The 24215-nt window shown below is 36.4% G+C and carries 22 protein-coding genes and 1 tRNA gene; 6 read left to right on the top strand and 17 right to left on the bottom strand.

The features are described 5' to 3' along the window. Nucleotides 1–28 precede the first annotated feature (28 nt). A complete protein-coding gene (locus MKX82_RS08305) occupies nt 29–259 on the bottom strand; it encodes a hypothetical protein (RefSeq protein WP_233314210.1) in 231 nt (76 codons plus the stop codon). Nucleotides 260–687: 428 nt separating this feature from the next. On the opposite strand from MKX82_RS08305, the gene sda reads away from it, so the two are divergent. Continuing rightward, nucleotides 688–876, top strand: a complete 189-nt coding sequence (gene sda / locus MKX82_RS08300) for a sporulation histidine kinase inhibitor Sda (protein ID WP_248574479.1) — start codon at nt 688–690, stop codon at nt 874–876. Between the two features lie 76 nt (nt 877–952). After that, nucleotides 953–1042 (top strand) — tRNA-OTHER (locus MKX82_RS08295). 442 nt (nt 1043–1484) lie between these two features. On the opposite strand, the gene mngB is transcribed toward MKX82_RS08295, so the two are convergent. The 4 genes from mngB to MKX82_RS08275 all read right to left on the bottom strand — a co-directional run bounded on the left by mngB (nt 1485) and on the right by MKX82_RS08275 (nt 7459). Next, nucleotides 1485–4091 (bottom strand): mannosylglycerate hydrolase, encoded by a 2607-nt coding sequence (mngB, locus tag MKX82_RS08290; protein ID WP_341076336.1) that lies wholly within the window; start codon nt 4089–4091, stop codon nt 1485–1487. Continuing rightward, nucleotides 4088–6007 carry a PTS 2-O-a-mannosyl-D-glycerate transporter subunit IIABC gene (gene mngA / locus MKX82_RS08285; protein WP_341076334.1) on the bottom strand — a complete coding sequence of 640 codons (1920 nt, stop codon included), beginning with the start codon at nt 6005–6007 and terminating at the stop codon, nt 4088–4090. The genes mngB and mngA overlap by 4 nt, the downstream gene beginning before the upstream one ends. A 134-nt stretch (nt 6008–6141) precedes the next feature. Further along, nucleotides 6142–6867, bottom strand: coding sequence for a MurR/RpiR family transcriptional regulator (locus MKX82_RS08280; protein ID WP_341076333.1), 726 nt, complete (start codon nt 6865–6867; stop codon nt 6142–6144). Between the two features lie 49 nt (nt 6868–6916). Then, entirely contained in the window at nt 6917–7459 is a 543-nt protein-coding gene (locus MKX82_RS08275) for a GNAT family N-acetyltransferase (RefSeq protein WP_341076330.1), read from the bottom strand. A 241-nt stretch (nt 7460–7700) separates the two neighbouring features. Here MKX82_RS08275 and MKX82_RS08270 point away from each other — a divergent pair, with 241 nt between their 5' ends. Then, a complete protein-coding gene (locus tag MKX82_RS08270; RefSeq protein ID WP_233314216.1) occupies nt 7701–7955 on the top strand; it encodes a hypothetical protein in 255 nt (84 codons plus the stop codon). Nucleotides 7956–8033: 78 nt separating this feature from the next. Here the strand turns inward: MKX82_RS08270 and MKX82_RS08265 are convergent, their stop codons facing one another. The 5 genes from MKX82_RS08265 to vanR form a co-directional block, all read right to left on the bottom strand. After that, a complete protein-coding gene (locus MKX82_RS08265; RefSeq protein WP_341076326.1) occupies nt 8034–8966 on the bottom strand; it encodes a metallophosphoesterase in 933 nt (310 codons plus the stop codon). A 12-nt stretch (nt 8967–8978) separates the two neighbouring features. Next, on the bottom strand, nt 8979–10898 hold the full coding sequence (locus tag MKX82_RS08260) for an ABC transporter permease (protein WP_341076323.1): 1920 nt from the start codon (nt 10896–10898) through the stop codon (nt 8979–8981). Beyond that, nucleotides 10895–11656 carry an ABC transporter ATP-binding protein gene (locus MKX82_RS08255; RefSeq protein ID WP_341076320.1) on the bottom strand — a complete coding sequence of 254 codons (762 nt, stop codon included), beginning with the start codon at nt 11654–11656 and terminating at the stop codon, nt 10895–10897. The genes MKX82_RS08260 and MKX82_RS08255 overlap by 4 nt, the downstream gene beginning before the upstream one ends. Before the next feature lie 130 nt (nt 11657–11786). Then, the gene (locus tag MKX82_RS08250) at nt 11787–12863 is read right to left on the bottom strand and encodes a sensor histidine kinase (protein WP_341076319.1); all 1077 of its coding nucleotides are present in this window, start codon (nt 12861–12863) and stop codon (nt 11787–11789) included. Further along, complete coding sequence (gene vanR, locus MKX82_RS08245) at nt 12856–13551, bottom strand: VanR-ABDEGLN family response regulator transcription factor (RefSeq protein WP_233314221.1); 696 nt, start codon at nt 13549–13551, stop codon at nt 12856–12858. Before vanR ends, MKX82_RS08250 begins: the two co-directional genes overlap by 8 nt. 206 nt (nt 13552–13757) lie before the next feature. On the opposite strand from vanR, the gene MKX82_RS08240 reads away from it, so the two are divergent. Further along, on the top strand, nt 13758–14456 hold the full coding sequence (locus MKX82_RS08240) for a DUF2711 family protein (protein ID WP_341076315.1): 699 nt from the start codon (nt 13758–13760) through the stop codon (nt 14454–14456). Between the two features lie 171 nt (nt 14457–14627). Here the strand turns inward: MKX82_RS08240 and MKX82_RS08235 are convergent, their stop codons facing one another. Together MKX82_RS08235 and MKX82_RS08230 are read right to left on the bottom strand one after the other, a co-directional pair. Beyond that, nucleotides 14628–15098, bottom strand: coding sequence for a flavin reductase family protein (locus MKX82_RS08235; protein ID WP_341076313.1), 471 nt, complete (start codon nt 15096–15098; stop codon nt 14628–14630). Between the two features lie 45 nt (nt 15099–15143). Beyond that, complete coding sequence (locus tag MKX82_RS08230; RefSeq protein ID WP_341076310.1) at nt 15144–16409, bottom strand: acyl-CoA dehydrogenase family protein; 1266 nt, start codon at nt 16407–16409, stop codon at nt 15144–15146. Between the two features lie 132 nt (nt 16410–16541). On the opposite strand from MKX82_RS08230, the gene MKX82_RS08225 reads away from it, so the two are divergent. Continuing rightward, nucleotides 16542–17096, top strand: coding sequence for a TetR/AcrR family transcriptional regulator C-terminal domain-containing protein (locus MKX82_RS08225; protein WP_282581427.1), 555 nt, complete (start codon nt 16542–16544; stop codon nt 17094–17096). A 126-nt stretch (nt 17097–17222) separates the two neighbouring features. Here the strand turns inward: MKX82_RS08225 and MKX82_RS08220 are convergent, their stop codons facing one another. The 5 genes from MKX82_RS08220 to MKX82_RS08200 form a co-directional block, all read right to left on the bottom strand. Continuing rightward, complete coding sequence (locus MKX82_RS08220) at nt 17223–18653, bottom strand: 6-phospho-beta-glucosidase (protein WP_237941253.1); 1431 nt, start codon at nt 18651–18653, stop codon at nt 17223–17225. An 11-nt stretch (nt 18654–18664) separates the two neighbouring features. Then, a complete protein-coding gene (locus MKX82_RS08215; protein ID WP_341076304.1) occupies nt 18665–20545 on the bottom strand; it encodes a beta-glucoside-specific PTS transporter subunit IIABC in 1881 nt (626 codons plus the stop codon). 103 nt (nt 20546–20648) lie between these two features. Then, complete coding sequence (gene licT, locus MKX82_RS08210; protein WP_233314227.1) at nt 20649–21485, bottom strand: BglG family transcription antiterminator LicT; 837 nt, start codon at nt 21483–21485, stop codon at nt 20649–20651. Between the two features lie 409 nt (nt 21486–21894). Next, nucleotides 21895–22710 carry a Cof-type HAD-IIB family hydrolase gene (locus MKX82_RS08205; RefSeq protein ID WP_341076301.1) on the bottom strand — a complete coding sequence of 272 codons (816 nt, stop codon included), beginning with the start codon at nt 22708–22710 and terminating at the stop codon, nt 21895–21897. Between the two features lie 526 nt (nt 22711–23236). Then, entirely contained in the window at nt 23237–23692 is a 456-nt protein-coding gene (locus tag MKX82_RS08200) for a VOC family protein (RefSeq protein ID WP_233314229.1), read from the bottom strand. Nucleotides 23693–24020: 328 nt separating this feature from the next. Between MKX82_RS08200 and MKX82_RS08195 the strand changes: the two genes are divergently transcribed. Beyond that, nucleotides 24021–24215 (top strand): CsbD family protein, encoded by a 195-nt coding sequence (locus MKX82_RS08195; protein WP_233314230.1) that lies wholly within the window; start codon nt 24021–24023, stop codon nt 24213–24215.

Here is a 24215-nt window from a genome sequence, read left to right as displayed (position 1 = left end):
CCTAATTTATGCAAAAAAAAAGAGCATCTTAACGAATGCCCATAACGCTTATATACTCTCTAAAAAAAACGCGTAAATCCTTTTCCTCATTGTGCAGTTCATAACTTTCCAATCTCAGTTTGGCTAATTCTTGCTGCAGGCTCTTGTTGGTTGAATCATGCTGGAGCTGTTTTATAATTAAAATCGACTTGGCCTTTGTTTCAAATTGGGCTTTAGCCAATAACTTCATTTCGTTGATAAAAGAGTCTTCTTTTAACATTTAAACACCTCCTATATATTCACTTCGACATTTGCTATTCATTTCCTTTTTTTTCGCAAAAGTATCTTTTTTTCTTCCATCATTTTTTAGTACTTTAAACCCATAACATTTTTTTGTAATACAGGAAAAAAATACCTTAGCAACTACTTTCATAAGAGCTACAATAAAAATACAAACATAGACATGCTTAAAATATTTTTAAGGAGGATTTCTATGATTAAATCTTTTATTTGCTATATGCGCAGGTATCACAAATTCGACTATTATAATGATAGATGCAAAACTTGCGGAAAACTTAGAAAGCATCCTTAAAAATACAGAGCCTTTATAAGCTCTTTTTTTTTTACAAAAAATTAGTAGAAAACAATGTTTAGTGGGGCCGGCGCTAGGGAAAAATGGGATAAATGATACTTATGAGAGGTGTTAATATGTCTTCCTTGAGACTCTTAAGTAATCAATCCTTGCTTCTCGCCTATCGGCATGCCCTTCGTTTACAGCTTGATCCAGCATTTACAATAATGCTTAAACAGGAAATAAAAAGGCGAAGACTTATCCGTATCGTCTATAAAGAAAACGAGAAATTTCTCTCTGAGCAACCTAAAAAAGGGAAAATCTAAGAAGCAGGAATTGGTGAAATGAATCAAGCTTTTAAAAAAAGAATAAAATTACGAAAATCAGCCCATACTATAAACAGGACTTGTAGCTCAACGGATAGAGCGACCAGGTTGTTCTAACATGAGAACAGCTTAGCGTATTTTGCGGGTTCAAATCCCGCCAAGTCCTATTTCCCTCCAATATACTCTCCACACTCCTATAGGTGATACAATGTCTATTCCTTAGTGCTAACCGGTATTTTCCAAACAACAAAGCGCTGTCAGTGGTGGATAATTAAAGAAAATATCGCCATTTTGACTGGCTATCCTTGTCGGCACAGTTTTTACCTTCTATTTTACATATAAAAATTGTCTCTTTACTTAGTGACAAACTTAATTGTCGGTGCTGGACTTTTTTTGCTTTAAGCAAAAGGTATGAACACTTTATCAATTGGTGAATATCCATTCATTTGGTGTACATGTCATGACGACTGTAGTCGCTGTTCTAATTTATCTATACCAAAGATGGCAAGGTGAAAGAGCGGGAAGAAAACGCCTCCTAAACGAGGCGTTTTTTTTGTATATTTCCTACGATTGCGCCATTGCCCGGGAAATCTGCAAGACTTTTCAGATTATTTTTCTATTAATACAGTTTTAGCTTGATTAGAACGGATAGAGAGAGAGAAACTATTGTCATATATAGGAAGCAAAGATTCAATATTTTCATTTAATTGACAGAGCCAGGCTTGTTTCAGGCTAGCGGCGTTGAAGCTGACAGAAATTTCGCCTTCGGTTGCAGCAGGGTTATACATCCGCACTATGAAACCGTCGCAGTTTTCTGCTTTTTTTAATGTACTTAACACCTCCGTTCCAGTTCCCTTTTCCTGAAGCAAACTGAAGCATAATGGCGTTTGCTTGTGTGACGAGTTAAGCTTCATCGCATGATAAGGAATTTTATTATATGTTTCAATAGGGGTTCTGAATTCTTTAGAGATTCTTGCTGTATATTGTGTGCCTTTACTGATGGAAATAGCAAATTCGACGTTAAGAATGCCTTGCATATGCGAATCAGGTGTAGGAAGCTTGATTCCTGAAGGGCGTCCTGGCCTTCTTACTAAATTCTCCTTGCCAAGGTAACCAACACTGCGTAAGAGCGTTAAAGCAATCGTGTCAAAATGGTCTCCTATAATTTCATATTCTCTAATGCTGTTTGTAATAGCGCTAACCGTATAATGCTTATCATACAGGCTTACATAGGACAGCATTGGATAAATCGCATCAGGCCGCTCATCCCAATCTTCTTCCTCCCAGCTGTGCATCGCTGGATCGCTAACACCTCTTTTAATAGATCCAAACTGATTATCTGCAACAGAAAAAGCAGCAGCAATCTTTGTAGGAATTAACGTCCGTAAACGATAATCCTTTGCCTGATTATTAATTTCTCCAGACACTTTGATTATTTGCTGATCAGTAGGGATGATTATTTTCCAAGTTATCTCTGTGAGTGAGCTGTTTATATGCTTTTTTCTGTCCTCAGCGTCTTTTGGAACAGCGATTTTGACTTTCATATCTATTCGCGCTTGTAAGTCATTTTGGGAAATCGCATAAGAAGTGACAGCATGATGATGAACAACAGGCTCCTCTGCAAACACAGGAGAATAATCATACTCATCTCCATCATCGCCGGACGTTTCTAAAAGCAGCACATTACAAAATGTTCTGTCCATACTCTTATCATAAATAGTCAACGTCCCATTGAGATTAACGGTAATTCGATAAAATGGTGTTTCAACAGTATCCTTCTCAACGAAGGATACTTCTTTTTCTTTGTCCATTGGTACAACAAAAAAAGTTTTGTAGCCCATAGACGGAATAGTTGACTTAAATTGAATATGATAACGCCAAAAGGGTTCATAGTTTCCGTAATGAACAAGCTGCCTGTCAATCAAGCCAGGGTCCACCATTTCTTTAGCTATCATTTCAAACGGCACCTCATAACCATCTGCATCTTCTAAAATAAAGGAGCGATGTATCGTTGTAATCACTGCATTTACCGTATCATATCTGCTATAAGGAAGAAGATTAAAGGCTGTGAGCAAATCCTCCTCTCGGTCTGTATCAATAGAATCAGTAATTTTCCGCTTATAGAACTCTATCAATCTGTCTATCTTTTCTTCTGCCAGCAAAAAACGATTTTTTATTTCGGCATGAACTTTGTCAGAACAGCAGCAGCCAATACTGTCATGAGCATGATTTTTCAGGATTTCTTTCCAAATTAACTCGATTAAGCCATGATGATATTCAAATCCTAAAGAATAAGCGATAGCTGCTAATGGCTCAAGAATATCGACTAGCTTATTTTCAATTCGGGTATTGGCTGCCTTTATATCCATTCTGCTTGAATAAATGCTGCGATGAACTCGCATGTATTTGCCATCAAGCAACTCACCTTTTATAGTCGGTAAATGCTGCGGTAAATCTGCAAAACTATCTTGATAGCTGCTTAATAAAAACTGTCGATCTGGATAGATTTCTTTCAAGTTCTCGATAACTTGAAAGATATTTTTCTGGATTGGCATCTGGTCATGGCCATTTGGCAAAATAACACTCCCATTCGTGCTGCCGTTGTCCAATATTGGCAAATATTTATCCATTCTTTCGCGGAGTGCCACCTTGTTTTCTGGCAAATATTTGCCGATTGCATATCCTAACGGCAGCAGCTGAACAAGTACTTTGGAGCCTTCATCACTTTCCCAGTAAAATTCAGTTTTATCCGTTCCGTGCCGTTCAGAAGCTCCTCTCCAAAAAATAAAATGCTTCATATCAAAGCCATTTAATAGCTGCGGCATTTGCGATGACTGGCCAAAGGAATCAGGCAAATAACCGATCATCATTGCCTGGCCAAAGGCAGCACAATCCTTTAAGCCGTAAAGTAAATTACGGACAATCGACTCTGCTCCAACAATCATTTCATCTGTTTGTGTATACCAAGGTCCAATGAACAGCTTCCCCTTTTGCACAAGCGTTGTTATTCTGTTGCGGTTTTCTGGTTTTGCTGCTAAATAATCTTCTAAAATAGCTGTTTGGCCATCTAGCAGAAATGCTGGATAATCCGGGTTGTTTTCGAGCATTTCGAAAATTTCCTCCATATTGTTTACAAGCAAGATCCGCGATTCTTCTGTTGAGAAATACCACTCTCGATCCCAGTGCATATGTGGGATAATATGTACTTTCTTCATCTTTCCCCTCCTGTTTCTTTGCTGAGTTTTCTTTGCCTGCTGATGATTAAAAGTGCTGTTGAAATACATGCTCCAACACATGCTGCGCCAAGCCAAATAAAACCAGCCATAAAGATTGATTTTCCTTGCAATAAGGCTAGAGAGAAAATCCCTGCTCCAGGGACGTTCAAGCCAATTTGCGAGCTGGCTACAATGGCGCCGGTAACTGCGGAACCAGCGATTAAGGACGGGATAACCCGAAGAGGATCGTTCATCATAAACGGAATCGCTCCTTCTGTAATCCCTGCTAATCCAAGGAGCCATGTTTGTTTGCCGATTTCCCGTTCTTGCTGATTAAAGAATTTCTTGCCAATAATAGTAGCTGCCGTTACAGCGAAGGCAGAAACCATTTTAACGGAAGCAAACGCTGCATAAGGAATAAAGTTGCCACTTGCCATCGCACCAATACAAAATGTGTAAGCAGCTTTATTGACAGGACCTCCCAGATCAAACGAAACCATCGCACCAATGATGGCCCCTAAAATAATGGCATTTGCGCCAGATAAATCTTCCAGCCAAGCATTGAGAGCTTGATTCAGCCAGGCTAAAGGCTCGCCAACTACAAACAGCATGACAGCGCCAACGATTAATGTTCCTGCAACTGGATAAACCCAAAAACTAATAAAGCCAGCAAATATTCCATTCGTTTTCAATCTGTGCTTAAACCATTTGAGCAAAAATCCTGCCAGAAATCCGCCCAGCATCCCGCCTAAAAACCCGCTGCCAATTAAATTAGCTGCAATTCCCGCAGCAAAGCCTGGGGCAAGTCCCGGTTTATCCGCGATAGAATAGGCCATATACGCTGATAAAATCGGAATCATCAGCTGCCCGAGCATTCCGCCGCCAAGCTGCCTTAACAGCCACAGCCATGAGCCTTCAAGCTCATATACATCCTGTAATCCAAATGCTTGTGCTATTAATACAGCAGCAGCCAAGGTCATTCCTCCTGCGACAATAACAGGTATGATATAAGAAATACCTGTCAGGATGGAGTCTTTTACCTCTGTTTTAAAGGATTTGTTATCTGAGCTATCACTGTCGTCTGTCTGCGCATAACTATTTTTTTCTGCTGGCTGCCGTTCTGCTATGTTAATGGCTTTAGTGATGATTGCAGAGGCATTTTTCAGAGGTGCAGCAACATTTGTCTTCACTTTAGGCAAATGGCTGTATCGCTGCTCGTCTTTAATAGCCACATCGTTTGCAAAAATCACCGCATCTGCTCTATTTAAATGAGCATTCGTATGCTTGTCTTCCACACCATTGGCACCTTGCTTCTCAACCAGCACAGCAACACCCAGCTCCTTGCCTGCCTGTATTAATGCCTCTGCTGCCATATACGTATGAGCCATGCCTGCTGGACACGCAGTAACCGCTAAAATCGTTTTGCTAGTCCCCGGTAGTTCAAAAGATTTTTGCTCGTCCGTGTTATCAAGCTGCTGCCATAACTCAACAGGGCTTGCCGCATTCAATAACCGGTGTTTATAGTCGTTATCAAATAAACGTTTCATAAACTCAGAAAGTAATGTTAGATGAGTAGAACCTGCTTTATCTTCTGGAATCGCCAGCATAATAACCAATTTCACTTCATTGTCTGGATTGACACTTTCCCAATCCAATAACGGCACTTTAACTGTAGCAATTGCAAAAGCTGCTTCTTTTACAGCTGTTGATTTTCCGTGCGGGATTGCAATGCCCCCCTCAAAACCTGTCGGTGACAATTGTTCCCGCTCCAGCACAGAATTAAGAAATTCTTGTTCAGAATATAGCTTTCCTTCCTTGTAGAGCAAATTCGTCAAAAACTCAATTGCCTGCTGCTTCGTTGCAAAATTTTTGTCGGTACACAATAACCGGACAGATGTTAAGTCTCTTAACTTCATAGAACTAACCTCCTTTTTTTGAAATCGATTTCATTTTTTCGGTTTAATACTAACAAAAAAAACAAGAAGAGCAGCTTTTCTTCTTGTTTTTACACAAATAAAAATTGTTTATGGAATTTTTGTGTATTTTTCACTTAATTTATGCTCCAATACTGTTCTGACAACGCTTGAAGAACAATCATAACAGGTGTTTTATCTGTAATGTTATAACCATTTTTCAACCTTTTAGGGGAATAACAGTATAAATTGTAATCTGTTAGTTTTTGTAGTGAATTATGACTAAAATGAGTCAAAGATATCGTTTGGATGTTCTGCTCTATTGCTAATTGGGCGATTTCAAGAACAAGCGGTGTTTCTCCTGAAAGACTGATTGTAAACAGCACATCTTGCTTTGTCATCGATTTAAGCATATGCATTAGCTCATGTCTGTGACTTAAATAGACAGAGCTTTTGCCGACTACTCTAAGATTTCTTACCATCATTTCACAAAAATCAGCGGAGTCACCAGCACCGTAAAATAAGATAGTTTTAGCAGAAACAAGTTTCCGCGCCAGTTTTCCAAGCAACTCTGTATCAAGAAGATCATATGTCTTTTTTATAAAAGCGAATGAAAGATGCTCCTCTGACTGTGCCGCTTGCAGCTCATCCTTCATGCTGTTTTTCATATGAGAAAAGCTGTCATAGCCAAGCTTTTTAGATAACCGTGTAATCGTATTAGGAACAGTGTACAAAGCAGCTGCAGAGGTTTGAATTGAATGATGGATAAAATCTTTTTTATGCTGAAGAATATACTCTATTATTTGGTCATCCGTATCATTAAGCTTATAATCAAACATATGTACTCGCTCTTCAAAGTTCATCTAAACTCACACCTAATGATAATTTTAGTAAATAGAAAGAAAAGACCATTCACTTATCCATTTGCCTGCGCCAAATCATATGATGCGCTCCCTCTCCCCAATAATCTTCTAACAATAAGTATGGACTGCCAAGTTTTTTCGTCCATACTTTTTGAGCGAGCTGATAGCCGCTGTCCAAGCAATATTCTTTTATTCCCTTGCTTTTTAAGACTTCGAGGATGGCCTGCAAAAGCAGTGTGCCAATTCCTTTGTTCTGATGATCTGGATGAACAAACGCTGTGCCCACCTCCAACATATCAGTGAATTCTCCCTTTGTTTCTCTTACTATTAATGCACTTACAGGGCCATATGCAATGCAGCCGAGCAAGTCTCCAGTAGCTTTATCAGTTGCCAATAAAAAATATCGTTTCTTTCCGCTGCTCGCAAAATCTTCGTTAAGCTGGTCCTGCTTTTCCTGAAGCTCCGTTTGTCTGTCCTCGACAAGATTGGCAATACCATTCTTATCAAACGTGCTTTTGAGCATGATATCAAAAAAATGCTGCAGTTCTTTTCGGTCTGTCTCGAGCGGCCGTCTTATTTCTATTAAATGCATCTTTATTCCTCCCCATTCTGCCTTTTTTTCTAGTGTAATCCTTTTCTTCATGCATATAAATAGGACAATAATATAACTTGTGATAAGTTCCTATTTTTTGTAATATTAAAATCAAAGGAGTGGATATTAATGGAATTAGCACTCAGTTTGTTTCGGTTTGTGGGGGAGATCATCGCAGCTATTGCGATGAGTGCTTGGGCACATTATGAGGAAAAATGGAAAAGAAACTAATCATACAAAGATGACTGATAATAAACTGCCTTGGTATCTGAAAGAAAAAGTATTGTTTGTGCTGTGCTTTATATTACCGCCAATTGCCTATTTCATTGTAATGGCTAATAAGAAAAAATTAGGCAGAAAACGGTACTTAGAGCTGTTAACATTTTCGACATTAATGGTTAGTATTTGGCTGTTAAAATTCCTGCCAAACTTGCTGTATTTTTTGATTTTGCTTATTATCATCCTGGCACTCATATTTAAGCCCTGGAAGAAATAAAAAAATAAGAGGAGTTTCCCTCTTATTTTTTTAAATGAAAAGATGGACTTTGCACTCCAAATTACCAGCTTTTATAGGTTACTTTCCTTTTAAAGTGATTAACCCAATGCTCGGTGTATTAAACAGACGAAATTGTGCAAACCAAGGTCCACTTACACCTAATCCGTTATTTATATATTGGGTATGATTATCAACCGTATGCACACCTGTTACGTTCACTTTACCAGGAAATAAGCCAAAATTCGGAGCATACAGCGGACCGATAATCGGCAATTTGAATTGTCCTCCAAGCGTATGACCGTTAAGACTGACATCCCATTGTCTCCATTCTTTGTCTGCATCATTTAATGTTGTTGTCCGATATTCATGCAGATACGGATCTTCATAATCAATTTCTGTGGCACGGTGGGAGATTTCAACCGTAAAGGGGTCTTGCTGCTCCTTAAGTCGAGCTTCAAACGCTTCTTTTTCTTCTAACAATTGACTTGAAATATCACCTGCTCCTACTTCATTCATGCCAACATACGGATTTGTTTTTAACCAAATCGAGTCTCCTCCCTTCTTAATCTCGATTCCAGGATAGAGTGGCTTGACATTATATTTTGTAAACAAATCATAAAAACGGTCACCCTTTTTCAATGCAGCCGTACTGTTATCTCCATCCTTATCACCTAAAATATAATACATGTCGTTATTTTTCGGCATTCCCTTTAATAAGCTTTCAAGCGGCTGCAAATTCTCTTCTTCTTCGGAAATATAGTCTCCTGTGAAAACAACTGCATCATACTGCTGTTTTTTTATTACATTCACTAGTTTTTTTTGATTGTTTCCAAATTCCTTTCCTTTTAAATCAGAAATCTGCAAAATTTTAAAGTTTTCAAATGCTGCTGGTAAACGATTATGAGCAATTGTCACTTTGTCTACAGTTACATGTGAATTGCTCCAGATAGTGCCAAGTAGGAATAGAATAATTACACCAATAATAATCCAAGCTGTTTTTATTTTTTTCACTTTCATTCTCCTTTAGTGCTTAATGATTTTTTTATAGCTTTTTTCGGTGAATAGATAGGTTGCACCATAAATGACTGTAAAAATGATTGCTGCAAATAATCCGCTGCCTAACACAACAAGCCAATTATCCATTGCAGCGATACCAATGATTTTCGTTACAAGCGGCAAACCAGCTCCTAAATGAAGTAGTGCTACGGTGAGTGGGGCAAAAAACATAATCAGCGTTTGCTTTCTAATGGTTTTCATAATTTCTGCTTCACTCATGCCTACTTTTTTCATAATGGCAAAGCGATTTCGATCGTCATAGCCTTCTGAAATTTGCTTATAGAAAATCATTAGCGCTGTCTCGGCAACTAAAACCGCACTAATAAAAATTCCTAAAAACAGCAATCCGCCAAAACGAACTAACAGTGATTCTTTGTAAATTGACTTTGCTTCTACATCCAAATAGCCAATTTTGTCAGCCTCCTCTGCAATCGCATGGGAAAAATCATTCACTGCGTCTGCATCCCCCTGTAAGTTAAAGTCTTGATACATAGTAGTTGAGTTTTCCAAATCTAGTGTTTGCGCAAATTCACCAGTTAACGGAGCAATGACGTAAATCCAATTGCGATCAACACTGTCAGCAAGGGCTGTATCAATTGGCAAATCTTCAACCATACTTTTCACTTTAAATGATTCTTCGTTTAGGTTGATGCTTTGTAATCCTGCAGTCTCTTTATCTTTTAAAAGCATTACTTCATCTGCAGCTAGCGAAATATCCTCGTTTGTTAGTGTATTAAAATCTTCTAACGGCAAAATAAGAAAGAAGTCTTCCTTTCCATCTCCTGTTAAATCAGCAGCAAACTGTCCGCCGCGGTATGATGCAGCAGATGTAGTATCAACATCATAACGATTTTTATTGTTATCGATAAATGTTTGCAGCTGCTGCTGCTCAGGGATGTTTTCTGCCGGATTTGTAATAGATACATCGAACTGAAAGCTATTGTTCAGCATCGTATTAACACCTAAATATAAGGAAATGGTAGTTGTCATAACAATTAAGGTCGCCGTGCTTAACACAGCAATATTTGCTAATCCGACCGCATTTTGTTTCATCCGAAAAATCATGGTTGAAATGAGGGTAAAATTGTTTTTGTTATAATAAATGCTATTCTTTTTGCGCAGCATTTTAAGGAGAACAATACTTGCCGCAATAAAAAGCAAGTACGTTGCTGCCACAACAAGGACTATTGCTGTAATCATCGCACTTATATCTAATTTTGGGTCTTTAACAGTAAATGATAGAAGATATCCTGAGAATAAGAGGACACCACCAAGCACTGCCAGCACAAGCTTCGCCTTCGGTTCCCGCTCCCCTTTTTGGGCCCCTTTCATTAATTCAATCACTGAAACAGAGTGAATCTGCTTTAAGTTAAAGACCAGGATAATGGAAAAGACCATTATGAATATGCCAATCGTTTTTAATAAGGCAGGTATAGAAATCATACTGACTGTTAACGGGACCTTCATCATGGCGGACATAGCTATGCCGACAGCTTGATTTAATACTAGACCAACTGCAATACCGCCTATCATTGTGAATAGTGCAATAAGCGCAGTTTCTAGTATTAATATTTTTCGAATATGCTTTTTCTCCAAACCTAATAAATTATATAAACCCATTTCCTTCTTTCGTTTCTTAAATATAAAGCTGTTGGCATACATCAAAAAGAACAGAGATAGTACGGTAAACAATAAACTGCCAAACTTCATCACGTCGATGGTAAAGTTCCCGCCTGAAATGGATTTTAGCGCATGAGCATTGATCAGGCTGTTAATGGTATAAAACAGGGCTATAATGACCATGCAAGTAAATAGATAGGGCCGAAACATTAAGCCATTGGTTTTGATGTTCGTTACCGCTAATTTCACATACCATTTTTTATTCATAGGCTGCGGCTCCTTTGTGCAATTGCTGCTGATTGCATGTCAAAAATTTGTTGGGTGATATCTTCATTCTTATCTCTTTTATGGATCTCACTGTTGATTTTTCCGTCTTTAATAAACAGCACACGGCTTGCTTTACTTGCTGCATACACACTATGTGTCACCATAATGATGGTTTGGCCCGCTTGATGAAATCTTGCAAACAAATTCAACAGCTCCTGTGCAGAACGAGAATCGAGTGCGCCAGTCGGTTCATCAGCTAAAATTAAGCTCGGGGCTGTGATTAACGCCCGTGCAACTGCAGCTCGCTGCTGCTGGCCTCCTGAAACTTCGTACGGATATTTTTCTAAAAGATGATCAATTTCCAATATGCTTGCTAAATCCTTTATTTTTGCATTCATCTCTTTTACAGAGTGATCAGCAAGGACTAGCGGTAAAAAAATATTATCCTTTAAGGTGAATTGATCTAATAAGTTAAAATCCTGAAACACAAATCCTAAATGCTGCCGGCGAAATGCTGCCAATTCATCATTTTGAATTTGTTTGTAGTTCACACCCTCCAGCAGTACTTCCCCTCTTGTAACGTCATCTAAAAAAGCTAAAATATTTAAGAGTGTTGATTTGCCTGAGCCTGACTCTCCCATAATGGCAATATATTCTCCTTTATTTACAGTGAAGTTAATATCAACCAATGCCTCAACCTTTGCACCTTTGTGAGACTGATAAACCTTTTTTACATTTTGCACCTTTAAAATTTCCATACTTATCCCTCCGAAAAATAAAAAAAGCCTTTGCTTTCAGTACTTTAATCATACTGAAACCAAAAGCTTTCTTTATTTGCGTTCTATAACAATTATCTGCTTTTTTTCTGCGTAAAATCTTACGAAATTCTTACGATAACGGCAGCTTCACAGTAAAGTTAATCTTTTGCCCATTTGAACTCGCTGTTATCGTGCCATGATGCTGTTCCATAATTTGCTTAGCAATAGCCAATCCAATTCCAGCACCGCCGCTTCGAGTCGATCTCGCTGCATCTAAGCGATAAAATTGTTCAAACAGGCGATCCAGCTTGTCACGTTCAATCGGATATCCTTCATTACTGAATTGAATCACCGCACTGTCCTCATCCTGCGTAATAGAAATAACAATTTCACTATCCTCAAAGCTATAATGCACAGCATTGCTAACTAAGTTATCAAATACTCTTTGAATTTTCTCTGCATCACAAGCAATTTCGATATGTTGCGTGTCTTCGATACGATATGTTAAATTTTTAGCTCTTAATATGGGCTGAAACTCAAACAAGAGCTGCTCCAGCATAAATGACAGATTCACTTTGCTGTAATGTAAGGAGATGGCCGATAAATTAAAGCGCGTTATCTCAAAAAACTCATTAATTAAATCATCTAAGCGCTCTGCATTAGACATTGTTACATGGATAAATTTTTGATACATCTCGTCTGAGAGATTTTTCTCATCTCGCAGTAATGTTAAGTAACCGATAATCGAGGAAATCGGTGTTTTCAAATCATGTGCCAAATACACAATTAAATCATTTTTCCGCTGCTCCGCTTCCTTTGCTGCACGCTCTTTTTCCTTCAGCTCATACCGCAGTCTTTCCATCCCCTCCTCTGCATCCTTTAAGATAGGCGGAAGCTGTAAGTCGTGTTTCTCTTCAATCGTGATCGTTTCTAGGTTTGCTGATAATGCAGCTAAATACGTTATCAGCTGTCTTCGTTGAATGATTAAAATAATAAATACGCATGCAATAAATACACTTGGTGCCAGCAACAATAAACGGTTACTTGTCCATTTAACAGCATCTCCTATAACACCCGATAACGCTTGTGAATCATTAACACTTACTAGAATAAAAGACAAAAGAAAAATAATAACAAAACAAGATAAGGTAATGATGAAAAAGCGCAGTGCTAAATAGTTGGAGATTTGCTTAGCTTTCTTATTCAATCTTATACCCCACTCCCCAAACAGTTTTAATAAACCTCGGCTTTTTCACAGGCTCCTTCAGCTTTTCACGCAATCTAGCAATATGAGCCATCACTGTATTGTTATTCTCAATATATTTTTCTCCCCATACCTTCTCAAATAGCTCCTCAGCTGAAATAACTTTTCCTTGGTTTTCAGATAAGTGCCATAAAATAGAGAACTCGATCGGCGTTAACTCGATTGGTTCCTCAAATAAGGAACAGCGATGTGTGGATTTATTAATTTTTAATCCTCTAATATCGTACTCCTCTACATCCTTTACACTTCCTGCCTGTTCGTTGTAACGTTTATATCTGCGCAATTGAGTTTTCACTCTTGCCACTACCTCAAGTGGATTAAAAGGCTTTGTTATATAATCATCTGCTCCAATTGTTAATCCAGTAATTTTATCAATATCCTCAATCTTAGCTGTTAACATAATAATTGGATAAAAATATTGCTCCCGAATTTTTTTGCATAATTCAAATCCATTTATGCCCGGTAACATAACATCCAAGATCGCTAAATCATATTCTGTTGTTTTTATACGCTCTAACGCATCCTGCCCATTATGAAAAGTATCTACTGCATATCCTTGATCCTTCAAATAAATTTCCAATAAATTAGAAATATCCTCTTCATCTTCAACAAGCAATACTTTTTGATTCACTGCAAAATCCCCTTTTACTGTTTATGTAATTTCTAAAAATGTTTTTTTAGAATGAATTACTTTCCAATAGTATACATTAACTTTAAACTAATAGTTATATATACTCTATGAAAAGCCTTGAAGTAAGGATTGATTCTACCTTTTATTATCATCATCTGCAGCTGTGTAAATATATTCTGTAAAAAGACAATGTTTGTCTAAATTTAGTGCTTAAAGGAGGAGAATACTTGTTAGATTATATTTGGTTTAATGACCAATCACCTGTTCTAAAACAACTTCCAAGCAACTTTAAATCTGCTGCCATATTACTACACCCTTTTGTCCAAATGCCTTTAGGGTGGGAGGAATCTATGAGAAAAACCCCTTGCGAACACATCTATCCAAGTAATAATGACGCCCTTACTATTGGAAAGCCTGTTTCTTGGCGGGAAATTATGTCTTATAGCGGGCTAGATTCTTATAATGCTTTAGCCTTAGCTTTGTTAACCTCCATTTATGCTCTTAAAAAAGAATATAAAGAAGTGGACTTATCTAACAAGTTAAATTCAAACCTAAAATCAGATCTTTATTTTCCAACAGATGATAGTACATCTGTATTCTTGTTACATAGCTTACTGAAAGTTCTTGGCTCAAGAGGTGCTAGCAAACTATATTATTTAGACCCAATCTTAGAAAACAGGGGGATATTAAATATAAATGATGCTACCCCTTTAGATATATGCAATCTATGTGATAAAGAGTTAATTGTGACGGATGAAAATATGGATTTCGCTTTTATGAGCTTGTATGAATCCTTTACAACCTTGTTCTTTACGAAAGATAAAAATATCGAACAAATTGTTCAAACGATGAATGGTGAAGCTGTTATATGTGACCAAAAAACGTTTATTAACTGGTATTTTTAAATATTCTTTTTGAATAAAAAAGCTGCCATGTTCATCACACAAGAAATGCTCTCCCTTTAATAGAGGGAGAGCATTTCTTGTGTGATTAGAATAAAAAAGTTAAATGATATCCGTCTAAGAATAAGGTTTAATAATCCTTCCTACTTCTCAAAAACCTATATCAATTTTCCGTTAATCTATTATCTCTTCTTTCAAAGAACCGTACTTCCCGTTATAGTAAATAAGCGGCGCCTTATCTTCTACGTAAATATCGGTTACTTTACCAATGAATAATATATGATCTCCCTCGATATGCTCTCCACTGACTTCACAGGCAATCTGAGCAATTGATCCTGGAATTACTGGTTTCCCATCAAGACGGTTAAAATCAACTTGTTTGTCCTTTAGTTGTCCTGCAAAAATCATGGATACTTCCTGCTGATCTTCGCCCAAAATATTCACTGAAAAGGTTTGACTCGATTGCAATTTTGCTAGAATACTTGCTTGTTTCCGTACAGAAATAACAATCAATTTTGGATCAAGAGATACTGACATAAAAGCATTAGCTGTCATTCCGTGTACTTCGCCCTCTACTTCTGTAGCAATAACTGTTACCCCTGTAGCAAATTTCCCCATTGCTGTGCGAAATTGTTTATCATCCATTTTAAACATTGCTCCCTCTTTTTTATGATATATTCTTGCTACCTTTTACGAATGATTTCCAATCAATTCATCTTTTTTTAAAATGGATGCTGCACCTAATGTCATGATATGCTGTGGAGGTAAACCCATAAGGACCCTTCCGTAAAGTTCAAGACCAGTGGATGCAGTAGTAAGCGCATGATTGGAACCGCCTCGGATATCTCGGAATATCTGCGACAGTCGATTCGAATCAGCTATGACTCCACCACCGCTTTCTGCCATTAGCATATCCACTGCCTCCCAGCACAACATCGAAGCATATGTCATATCTGTTTGAAGTTGTGCCAATTCTTTTATACTGAATTTTTCTCCTGTTTGTACTTTATTCTCTAAATTATTAATCGTACGACTGATATGAAGATGAGCAGATTCAACCTTCATAGCTGCAAGCCCTACTTTATACTGAATATGGCCTACTTCTGCCTGAGAAGTGTGAACTGTCATGGTAATTGGCTTATTAGGCGCTTTTTCAACAAAATATTCAATAGCCCCTCTTGCAAGTCCAAGGATTGCGCTGATTCCTGTAGTTATACTAGTGATAACTTGTACATAAGGTCTATATTTGTCGCGTCCTTCTAGGTTTTCTATAGAAATAATTTGGGACATATCCTGGACGGTGACGTATTTTTCAGGTATGAATACATTTTTCATCTCTAAACTATTACTTGCTGAACCTTTTAGGCTCATCGTATACCAATCATCTACTATTTTAATGTCATTCATCGGAACAACTGCCAACTTCATTTGCATTGCCTTGCCTTGCTGTATGGTCCTAATGTCGTTTAAATTTAATAATGCATGAGTGGCATGCTTAGATCCTGAACCAAATCCCCAAAATCCGTTCTCTACTAAATAGCCTCCCTCTACTTTTTTTACATCTGCCTTTCTTGCTTGCAAGACAGAACAAAAACGCACTTCCTCTTGTTGATTAAAGACTGTATTTAATACTTCAGTGGGTAAAGACAGAGAAGCTGTATAATTATTTCCATTTATTATTTGAACCACCCAGCCGACTGAACCATTCCCCTTAGCCACTTCAGAGATAATTTCCACCATGGCACGGATACTAACTTCATAACCTCCGTATTTTTTTAGTGTCCCTAGCTTAAATAATCCAGCATCTGATACTTTTTTAATGACCTCATCCGGAATATGTCTCTCCTCATCGATTCTTCTGCCAAATTGCTGAAGATACGGAACTAACTCCGTTGCATTCTCCAATAGCTGCTGTTCCATTGCTGTGAGCTTTTTATTTGTCATTAAATGGACCATTAATATCTCCCCTTTTTCTACACATGTATATTTAATTTCCGTTTGTAGTTTATATGTTAAGTTGTATAATTAAAGACATCAACCGATGAAATGATCGTTCTGTTGAATAACTATACAGAAAGAGGAAATTGTATGGATAAAATGAAACAAGATGACCTCCGAATAAGAAGAACCCGCAAGCTACTGTTCCATGCTTTATTAGAGCTTATGGAAAAACAAGCCTTTGAAACTATTTCAGTTAAGCAGATATGTGATTTAGCCATGGTTCATCGAACCACTTTCTATACTCATTTTCAGGATAAATATGATTTACTTTCCAGTACTATAAGACAGATTGCCGAAGAAGAGTTACCTCTTGCTGGTAAAACTCTTTCCCCATCTGAAAGCTTTCAAGAGATATTGTCGGTAGCAACTAAACATCATAAGTTATTTTCGCAACTTTTAAATAAAGAGAGGGATTCTCTAAGCAATATTTTACGAAGAGATATGGGAGAAGGGATAAGAAAATACTTGGTTGAAAACTATGCTATGGAAGAAAATTCGATTGAACTTCACATTAGAACAGAAGCCTATATTGGAGCCATTCTCGGGGTGTTAAATTGGTGGCTAGAAAACAATATGTCTATTGATTTAGAGACTTTAATGAGCAAATTGGGTATTGTTAATGAGTGGGATTTTTTTGGATAATAAATATGCTGTTAGTATGGATTAATTCGGAGTATTTTTGATGGAAACATAAAGAAGGAGGTACTTTTTAAGTAGCTCCTTCTGCAAATATTACTATCTATTCTCATTTACCATTTAATCATACTTTTAATTCGATAAGTCTTCGCCATTTGTTTGAATTACCTTCTTATACCAGTTAAATGACTTTTTCTTCGTTCTGTTTAACGTACCATTACCATTATTGTCTCGGTCTACATAGATAAAACCATATCTTTTTTTCATTTCACCAGTACCTGCTGACACTAAATCAATGCACCCCCAGCTAGTATAACCAAGAAGGTCCACTCCATCCTCGTCTACAGCTTCTTTCATAGCCTGAATATGTGCCGCTAGATATTCGATTCGATAATCATCTTCTACATACCCCGATTCATCTGGTATATCTACAGCACCAAGGCCATTTTCAACGATAAATAAAGGTTTTTCATAACGATCATATAAATCATTCATAGTAATACGTAAACCTAAAGGATCAATCTGCCATCCCCATTCACTTGCATGGAGGTACGGATTTTTTATAGTAGGGAATAGATTACCTGCCGTTTTTTCAACATTAGAATCTTCAGCTGCTGCTACACGGGAAGCATAATAAGAAAACGAAATAAAGTCCACAGTGTGTTTCTTTAGGATTTCAAGATCCTCAGGCTTCATATCAATGGATATATTGTTCCTAGCTAATTCTTTTAGCGCATACGCTGGATAGGCTCCTTTTGATTGCACGTCAATGAAAAAGTAATTCCCTCGATCGTTTTTCTTTGCTTCCCACACATCTTCTGGTCGACAGCTGTAAGGATAATAACTAGCAGCTGCTAACATGCATCCTACTTTATTTTCAGGATCAATCTCATGAGCAATTCTAGTTGCTTCTGCACTTGCAACAAGTTCATGATGTGCTGCTTGATATTTTACTTGCTCCTCATTTTCGCCTTCTTCAAAACAGATTCCTGCTCCAAGAAATGGTGCATGTAGAATCATATTAATTTCATTGAAAGTAAGCCAGTATTTTACTAGACCCTTGTATCGAGTAAACAATACAGTACATAAGCGTTTATAAAATTCTATCAACTGCCGATTTCGCCAACCACCATAATTTTCAATCAAATGCATTGGACAATCGAAGTGGGTGATTGTCACTAAAGGCTCAATTCCATATTTATGGCATTCTTTAAATAGGTCTTCATAAAATTTTAAACCTTCTTCATTTGGCTCCAGTTCATCGCCCTTTGGAAAAATGCGACTCCATGCAATCGATAAACGATACGTTTTAAAGCCCATTTCACCGAATAACCTAATGTCTTCTTTGAAATGATGGTACATATCAATCGCTTCTTTAGCAGGATAATAATACCCTTCTTCAAATTCAAACATTCTCTTTTTACCTGTAATAATACTTCTACGATCACTACCTGTTGGAATAACATCTACATTTGCTAAACCTCTTCCACCTTGATCGAATCCGCCTTCACATTGATTTGCAGCCGTAGCTCCGCCCCATAAAAAATCTTTTCTAAATCCCATTATTCTTCCTCCTATTTCATTATTTTAATTATTTCTTCTCCAAACTTAATTGCGTTATCATTTGCTGTTAGTATTTCTCCAACTTCTGCCGAATTTGTAATCACAATCGGAGTAATTGTCTTATATCCTTTTGATTTAATTCCCTCAAGGTCAAACTGAATCAACTTATCTCCTATTCGAACTTCTTGTCCTTTCTGAATAAGATACTCATATCCTTCGCCATTTAGTTGAACTGTATCTATTCCAATATGGATTAAAAGTTCTATACCATCTTCACTCGTAAGACCTATTGCATGTTTTGAATCAAACACGGCGCTTACTGTACCATTTATCGGTGAAACAACCGTACCTTCTGATGGTTCAATTGCAACACCTTGCCCTAATATTTCTTCTGAAAACATGCCATCATCTACGTGCTTTAAACCGTGTAAAGTGCCTTGCATCGGAGATAAAACTGTTGCACCATTTATATGCTGCTTCTCCTTTGCTGCCGGTTTTTTTGGTTCAGATGCTCCATCAGCTACTGATTCTACTGGATCTTTATAAAGTATTAATGTTGCAATAAACGTTACTACAATACTGATAACTGCCCCTATACATGCAAAATAGAAGAAACTTAATGTGTTGTCTCCAATATAACTAGGTAATGTTAGCAGACCTGGTGAGCCACCAGAAAAGTTTCTTACTCTAAAAATCCCCATGAATAACCCACCTACTCCACCGCCAATCATTGCCGCGTAAAGTGGTGTTTTAAAGCGTAAATTAACACCATATAAAGCAGGTTCTGTAATACCAAATAGACCAGTCAAACCAGCAGAATAAGCTAATTGTTTAATCTTAGTATCCTTCGATTTAATACCAACCCCAATAGCAGCAGCACCTTGGCTTACATTGGAAGCAAGCATTCCAGGATAAATCACTGTATCATAACCTGTTGTCATCCGATTGTTAATTCCAATTGGAACTAGACCATAATGAGTACCTGTTGCTACAAGTAATGGAGTGAATGTACCAACCAACAATGGCACGATCCATGGACTAACAGATTCTAAAGCTGTTATTCCATTTGATATAGCATCACTAATCAAATAACCAATAGGTCCTAATACCACAAGACTAACTGTTCCTACAATAAAAATCGTAATCAATGGTTTACTAAAAAACTTAATTGCCTTTGGAGAAAGTTTATCTGCAATAGGTTCAATATAAGACATAAACCATACAGAAAGAATAATTGGTATTACAGAAGAAGAATAAGATACTGCTGAAATCGGCAGTCCCAAAAGATGAATGCTACCTCCAGACTCTTTTACTGTATTTACCATCGTAACAAAAGATGGATGTAGTAAGATTCCTCCAACCATTATAGCTAAATACATATTTGTCTTAAATTTTTGTGCAGAAGATGCTGCTAGCAAAATAGGCAAAAAGTAGAATGCAGCATCTGCCATGAAATTAATAACTTGATAACTTTGGCTTTCCGTTGTTAAAACCTTAAATACAACTAAAACAGATAAAACTGCTTTTAGCATCCCTGCCGCTGTTATGGCTGGAAGAATCGGTGTGAAGATACCTGTAATTGTATCAATCACTTTTGCAAAAGTAGAACGTTTATCTTCTCCTTTAGCCTCTTCCCCTTCATTTGAAATATTGGTTTGCTTAGTTATCTCTTTATAAACATTTCCTACATCGCTTCCAATAATAACTTGGTACTGACCACCTTTGTTTACTACTCCCATTATACCGGGTGTGTTTTTTAACGTTTGTTCATCCGTTTTTTTGTCGTCTTTTAAATTGAAACGCAAGCGTGTAGCACAGTGATTCAAACTTTTAACATTTCCTTCACCACCAACTTTGTCGATGATTAATTTCGCTAACTCTTGATAGTTCATCTCTATCATCCTCCGTTTTAGAAAAAATGAATAAAAAAATACCTAAATGAATTCCTCAAAACAAGAGGGTCCATTTAGGTATAGCCTGCAAACAGTAACAATCCTAGTCATTTGTTATTCTTTTTATGTGTATCGTTAAATAGATTAACTCATCTTCTTCTAAATCTTTTCCAAGTTCCTTTTTTATATATTCCCTAATTTTCAATGCACAGGCATACTCGTTTGTATATTTTTCCTTCAACATAAAAATAAAACTTGTTGTCCCTGCATCATCCAATTTCACATCACTATACAAACGTTGAAAGAAAAATTTCAAGTGCGTGATAAATCGTTCGTAATAAAGGGAATACTCGTCCAACTCAATTTTGAAGTGAAACTTTATAATACTTAGAATATTTTGGATAACCTTCGCTATTTCTGAAACGCGACTTATTTGTCCCATATCCAGTTCTGCATTTACAATATGTAAGGCAATAAATCCAGCTTCATCTTCCGGTAAATCAACCCCAAGCCGGTTTCTTACAATTGATAACGCTTCTTTGCCAATTAAGAACTCATGGTTATAAAACCTCTTAATCTCCCAAAGAAGAGCATTTTTAATTTCCATACCATTCTCATAGCGCTCAATTGCATAACTAATATGATCAGTCAATGTTAAGAAGATGTTTTCACTTAATTTTTTTCCAAGTGAAACCTTCGCAAAGCTAATGATTTCATTGGCAACTTGAATATGTTCGAGTGGGATGGAAGAAAGCAACTGGGTTAACTTATTGACACTCCACTCCTTTGAACTGAGATAAATATTCTCAATTCGAGTTTCATCAATACCGTCGCCGACTTTTTTCTTAAAGCCGATACCGCTTCCCATTACGACAATTTCATGATTATCTTGATTTCTTGACAATACGATATTATTATTAATTACTTTATAAACATTCATCGATAGTCCCTATTCATCTTAAAATTCATTAATTAAAGCCATTCATTAATCAAAGCAAACATTAGGTATAGCCCACAATAAAGCGGTAACAATCCTTGAGGTAAGTCTAGCATAGGTAATTTCTTGTTGTCAATTTAATATTTACCAGTATTACTTGCCTATTAAAATTGTATAGCTTAGTACTAGTAGATTCCATAAAAATTGGATATTATTCTATCAAAATCGTCGATTCTTCACGATGATTAGTTTTATTTTCAAATCTACAAATCCTTTCAGGCTTATCAGAAAAAGACACGTTATATGAAATTGGATGGTTAAATGGAATAATTGAAACTGAATATACTACAGTTGAGACAAAAAAGAGCATTCCTTCTAAAGAAAATGCTCCACTATAGTGTCGATACAATATTTATGATGTAAATGGCCCTTGCTTAGCGAAGTATTGATCTATGATATCCAATACTCCATTATTATTATTAGATGGCGCTAAATATTTTGCTATATGTTTTACCTCAGCGCTTCCGTTTTCCATAGCAAACCCATACTCTACATGCTTTAACATTTCCATATCATTTCCACCATCACCAAAAGCCATCGTTTCATTGTCTTTTATATTCCACTTTTCTTGTAACAATTGAATTCCAGAGGCTTTATGAAAAGCAGGCACAATTAAGTCAATGCTTCCATGCCCACTAGAAACAGGTGATACTAAATTCCCAATGCTACTATGAAGCAAGTCTCTTAACGGAAGCGTCTCATCCTCTGAACAAGATAAGGCAAATTTTAAAATTTGATCATTTACATTATCAAAACTTGGAATCCTCTTCAAGCGGTGATAATACTTATTCATCGTATTAAAAAACGTATCAGAAACCTCTTCTAGAACATAGGCACTTTCTTTGCCACATAACACAGTTGTAAATTTATTATGTGACCCCAATTCTTCTAGGATTACCTTCACGTGGCTTTTTGGAATGTCAACAGAGAATACTTCTTCACCTTGATCGACTATAAAAGCACCATTTTCAGAAACATAACTAATTTCATCTTGTATATCATCAAAAAATGATTTCAACTGGTAATATTGATTTCCACTTGCAACAACAAATCGTATTCCTAGCTCTTTCATCTTTTTATATTGCTTAAAAAATCGCTCTTTATCATATTCCATTTGATTATTTAGAAAAGTACCATCCATATCAACTGCTATGAGCTTAATAGTCATACTTTGACCTCCAGTAGTTTTATCCTTCCACCATTAAAGTACGGGTCCTTGTAGAAGTTAAATCTCTCTATTAAGAACAAAACTTATTAAACATGTTTAATAAGTTTTGTTCTTAATATACCATATCTTTTCAGATGAGGGTAATAATCATTTTAAATTCCTATTTTCAGTTCGCTCAAACATTCTTCTACTCCACCAATATCATAAATTCACTTCATCAATTATTTAATGGAGTGAACAAGAACACATACAATCTTATACGTCTTTTAGTACAAGTTAATAATGCTATTTGCGAATTTGAGAAATAAATTTCTCCTCAATCTTCAAAAAAATACGTAGCAATAACTAAGTGAAAATTAAGTATTGCTGCGTATTTCATTATTAAAAGCGAGGTATTCATTCATAAATCGTTTATCCTACTAACTTTCTGTTTATATCTATTAGAATTATTCCACATCTTCTCAATTTATTATTTAATCTCAGCTTTAATCTCTGTTATTAGATTCGACTATTAAAAAAGGATAATTTATTTGAATTTATACCATTCTTCTAATGTCATCATTTTAAACTCTTCTTCATAATCCAATCTTAACGGAGAAATCAATTCAATACTATTTCCATCTGGATCTTTAAAATAGATTGCGGCATGTGCTTGTGGATTATTTGGTAATACTAATGGCTGCTTTTCAGGTGGAAAGCCAAAATTTGTTGAGACATCTATGTTTCTTTCTTTTAACCATTCTTTAATATCCTGCATATTATCTCTATCAATTTGGAAAGCAATATGCCTTAAAGAAGGATGGTAAGGTGTATTTACCATATCTGTTTCCCATAATCCTAACCAGCTTCTTCCCTTCTCAATCCAAAAAAATGCTAACTTTTCTTTTTGATAGGCTATTTCTAAGTCTAATTTTTTATAAAACTCAATGGATGTTATTAAATTACTGACAGGTAAATGTGCTTCATATATTCCTTTAATCATGATTAGTCCTCCCATATATTGCACTATATGAATAAAAGAATTCTTCACCAATTAGATAAAAACCTTCTTGGACAATCCTGCCCAATTTGTTCCTTATCCATTTATGTTAAATCTATTCTATGAAAGCTACTACTATTGTACCAAAGCGGTAAAACTATCTTTCATCGCCTTATTAGAATGCATCAATATTTTAATATAAGTTATACATAGTAAGAAATTCTATGTAAACTATCCGTTATAGCTCATTCGATTATAGTAACGTTTAACAAAAATATGAACTGGGTACTAAATAATATAACCAAAAAGTACTAAAAAGGAGTGCATAATCATGGCAGAAAATAAACAAAGTATAGCAGATAAAGTAAAAAGCGGTGTATCTAAAGTTAAAGGGGAAGCGAAGGATCAGATAGGTAACGCGAAAGGCGATAAGAGTATGCAAGCTGATGGTAAAAAAGATAAAGTCAAAGGTAAATTACAGGAAACAACAGGTAAATTAAAAGAAGATGACGACCGTAAGTATTAA

It is taken from the genome of Niallia sp. FSL R7-0271 (assembly GCF_038005785.1).
Taxonomy (GTDB): domain Bacteria; phylum Bacillota; class Bacilli; order Bacillales; family Cytobacillaceae; genus Niallia.
This window is presented reverse-complemented; position numbering and strand designations above follow the sequence as displayed.

What these genes read in the sequence shown, in the direction of transcription:
- MKX82_RS08220 (WP_237941253.1), bottom strand. Translation starts at nt 18,653, where the DNA reads ATGGGATTTAGAAAAGATTTTTTATGGGGCGGAGCTACGGCTGCAAAT.
- mngA (WP_341076334.1), bottom strand. Translation starts at nt 6,007, where the DNA reads ATGAAGTTAAGAGACTTAACATCTGTCCGGTTATTGTGTACCGACAAA.
- MKX82_RS08305 (WP_233314210.1), bottom strand. Translation starts at nt 259, where the DNA reads ATGTTAAAAGAAGACTCTTTTATCAACGAAATGAAGTTATTGGCTAAA.
- MKX82_RS08200 (WP_233314229.1), bottom strand. Translation starts at nt 23,692, where the DNA reads ATGATTAAAGGAATATATGAAGCACATTTACCTGTCAGTAATTTAATA.
- MKX82_RS08255 (WP_341076320.1), bottom strand. Translation starts at nt 11,656, where the DNA reads ATGGAAATTTTAAAGGTGCAAAATGTAAAAAAGGTTTATCAGTCTCAC.
- sda (WP_248574479.1), top strand. Translation starts at nt 688, where the DNA reads ATGTCTTCCTTGAGACTCTTAAGTAATCAATCCTTGCTTCTCGCCTAT.
- MKX82_RS08260 (WP_341076323.1), bottom strand. Translation starts at nt 10,898, where the DNA reads ATGAATAAAAAATGGTATGTGAAATTAGCGGTAACGAACATCAAAACC.
- MKX82_RS08230 (WP_341076310.1), bottom strand. Translation starts at nt 16,409, where the DNA reads ATGGTCCATTTAATGACAAATAAAAAGCTCACAGCAATGGAACAGCAG.
- licT (WP_233314227.1), bottom strand. Translation starts at nt 21,485, where the DNA reads ATGAATGTTTATAAAGTAATTAATAATAATATCGTATTGTCAAGAAAT.
- MKX82_RS08275 (WP_341076330.1), bottom strand. Translation starts at nt 7,459, where the DNA reads ATGCATTTAATAGAAATAAGACGGCCGCTCGAGACAGACCGAAAAGAA.
- MKX82_RS08270 (WP_233314216.1), top strand. Translation starts at nt 7,701, where the DNA reads ATGACTGATAATAAACTGCCTTGGTATCTGAAAGAAAAAGTATTGTTT.
- MKX82_RS08235 (WP_341076313.1), bottom strand. Translation starts at nt 15,098, where the DNA reads ATGGATGATAAACAATTTCGCACAGCAATGGGGAAATTTGCTACAGGG.
- MKX82_RS08280 (WP_341076333.1), bottom strand. Translation starts at nt 6,867, where the DNA reads ATGAACTTTGAAGAGCGAGTACATATGTTTGATTATAAGCTTAATGAT.
- mngB (WP_341076336.1), bottom strand. Translation starts at nt 4,091, where the DNA reads ATGAAGAAAGTACATATTATCCCACATATGCACTGGGATCGAGAGTGG.
- MKX82_RS08195 (WP_233314230.1), top strand. Translation starts at nt 24,021, where the DNA reads ATGGCAGAAAATAAACAAAGTATAGCAGATAAAGTAAAAAGCGGTGTA.
- MKX82_RS08215 (WP_341076304.1), bottom strand. Translation starts at nt 20,545, where the DNA reads ATGAACTATCAAGAGTTAGCGAAATTAATCATCGACAAAGTTGGTGGT.
- MKX82_RS08205 (WP_341076301.1), bottom strand. Translation starts at nt 22,710, where the DNA reads ATGACTATTAAGCTCATAGCAGTTGATATGGATGGTACTTTTCTAAAT.
- MKX82_RS08225 (WP_282581427.1), top strand. Translation starts at nt 16,542, where the DNA reads ATGGATAAAATGAAACAAGATGACCTCCGAATAAGAAGAACCCGCAAG.